This is a genomic window from Pseudomonas sp. P5_B2 (assembly GCF_056400445.1).
Genome location: NZ_JBFULH010000648.1, coordinates 1 through 2,196, shown reverse-complemented (window position 1 = coordinate 2,196; position 2,196 = coordinate 1). Strand labels below are relative to the sequence as shown.

Below are 2,196 nucleotides of genomic sequence, written 5' to 3'. Positions count from 1 at the left end.
ACCGTCGTCCCAGACACCTGTCGAAAACTTTCCATCCTGTTGCAAGGTAATGTCCATGAGCGAACGCCCCGAAGAGCCAAACCAGGCTTCTGACGCCGAAAGCCTGCTGCCCATCGATGAGCACATCGAGGAAGGGCATGACGCTGAAGGCCGCAAAGTCCGGCATCGTGGTATCTATCTTCTGCCGAATCTGTTCACCACCGCGAACCTGTTCGCGGGGTTTTATTCCATCATCAACTCGATGAGCGCCCAGGCGGCCTTGAGTGCCGGTGATTCGGTCAATGCGAGCAAGTACTTTGCTTTTGCCGCCATCGCGATTTTCGTTGCGATGGTGCTCGACGGTCTTGATGGCCGTGTGGCTCGCATGACCAACACCCAAAGCGCTTTTGGTGCCGAGTATGACTCGCTGTCAGACATGGTCGCCTTTGGTGTCGCGCCGGCATTGCTGGCGTTTGGCTGGGCCTTGGGTGATATGGGTAAGGTCGGCTGGATGGTTGCCTTCATCTATGTAGCGGGAGCAGCGTTGCGTCTGGCGCGCTTCAACACTCAGGTCGGCACTGCGGACAAGCGCTACTTCATTGGTCTGGCCAGTCCGGCTGCGGCGGGTGTGGTCGCGGGAATTGTCTGGGCGTTCAGCGACTWCGGCATTCAGGGATCGAAGATGTCCTTCCTGGTTGCGCTGATGGTAGCTGCTGCCGGCATGCTGATGGTTAGCAACATCAAGTACAACAGCTTCAAGGAGCTGGACTTGAAAGGGCGCGTGCCTTTCGTGGCAATTCTTGCGGTGGTGCTGGTGTTTGCTGTTGTATTCAGTGATCCGCCACGCATTCTTCTGCTGGTTTTCCTCGCTTACGCGGCCTCCGGTCCGGTGCAATATCTGTTGCACCTTCGTCGGCACAAAAACGCCGAGTGATGTAATTTCCCTCATACTCCGCAGTCTATTGGTGCATCTGTTCTCCAAAGCTGCGGAGTTACCATGCTGATCAAAGTCCCCAAAGCGTCTGACTGCCATGAGTCGGACGTCACGCCTGAATCCCTCTATCTATCCCGTCGAAATGTTCTCGGGGCCGCCGTTGCAGGTTTGGCTGTCAGTAGCCTGCCGCGCTGGGCTTGTGCCGGGGAGGCTGCGCACTATGCGGACGTCGAGCCTGGCAAGGCTCCTTCCTGGTTTGCGGAAAAGGTTCCTTCTACTAAATGGGGGGCGGTCACCGTCAAGGACGAAGCGATTACACCCTTTAAGGATGCAACCCACTACAACAACTTCTATGAGTTCGGCACTGATAAAGGCGACCCTGCCGCCAATGCCGGGGCGTTAAAGACTGAGCCGTGGAGCGTGGTAGTGGATGGAGAAGTGGGCAAGCCGGGGCGGTATGCGCTGGAAGACTTCATGAAGCCTTACCAGTTGGAGGAGCGGATCTATCGTCTGCGCTGTGTTGAGGCGTGGTCGATGGTCATTCCGTGGATAGGGTTTCCCATCTCGGCCTTGCTCAAGCAGGTCGAGCCGACATCAAAGGCGAAGTACATTCGTTTCGAAACCCTGGAAGATTCCAAGAGTATGCCGGGCCAGCGCTCCGGCTTTGCCTTGATTGACTGGCCGTATGTAGAAGGGCTGCGTCTGGATGAGGCGATGAACCCGCTGGCGATTCTGGCAGTAGGCATGTACGGGCGTGAGCTGCCTAATCAGAATGGAGCGCCGCTGCGCCTGGTGGTGCCGTGGAAGTACGGCTTCAAGAGCATCAAATCCATTGTGCGTATCAGCCTGGTGAGCGAGCAGCCAAAAACGACATGGCAGAGCATTGCTGCGGATGAGTATGGTTTTTACGCGAATGTGAATCCCACTGTTGATCACCCGCGCTGGACTCAGGCGCGGGAGCGACGTTTGCCCAGTGGTCTGTTCAAACCCAATGTACGTGATACGCAGATGTTCAACGGCTATGCGGATGAAGTCGCCTCTCTATATGCAGGGCTCGATTTGCGGAAGAACTACTGATGCGTTTTCCGGTTTGGCGTATTGGCGTCTTCATTGCGGCAGCGGTATGGCCTCTGCTCTGGTTGTATCAGGCATGGGTGGACGTATTGGGTCCTGATCCGGGCAAGGTGCTGGTCGATCGATTGGGGTTGGGTACGCTTGTGCTGTTACTCATTACGCTCAGCATGACGCCTCTGCAAAAACTCACCGGGTGGGCAGGGTGGATC

Annotated in this window: 2 protein-coding genes and 1 pseudogene; all 3 read left to right on the top strand. The window is 56.5% G+C overall.

Features of this window, described 5'->3' with window-relative positions; translation table 11 throughout:
- The first annotated feature begins 55 nt into the window (after positions 1 to 55).
- On the top strand, positions 56 to 913 hold the full coding sequence (gene pssA, locus AC1DRJ_RS25175; RefSeq protein WP_477804545.1) for a CDP-diacylglycerol--serine O-phosphatidyltransferase: 858 nt from the start codon (positions 56 to 58) through the stop codon (positions 911 to 913).
- 63 nt (positions 914 to 976) lie between these two features.
- On the top strand, positions 977 to 1,990 hold the full coding sequence (msrP, locus tag AC1DRJ_RS25170) for a protein-methionine-sulfoxide reductase catalytic subunit MsrP (RefSeq protein WP_477804544.1): 1,014 nt from the start codon (positions 977 to 979) through the stop codon (positions 1,988 to 1,990).
- Positions 1,990 to 2,196, top strand: a pseudogene (locus tag AC1DRJ_RS25165) (protein-methionine-sulfoxide reductase heme-binding subunit MsrQ); the annotation flags it as partial. The gene msrP and the pseudogene AC1DRJ_RS25165, both read left to right, overlap by 1 nt.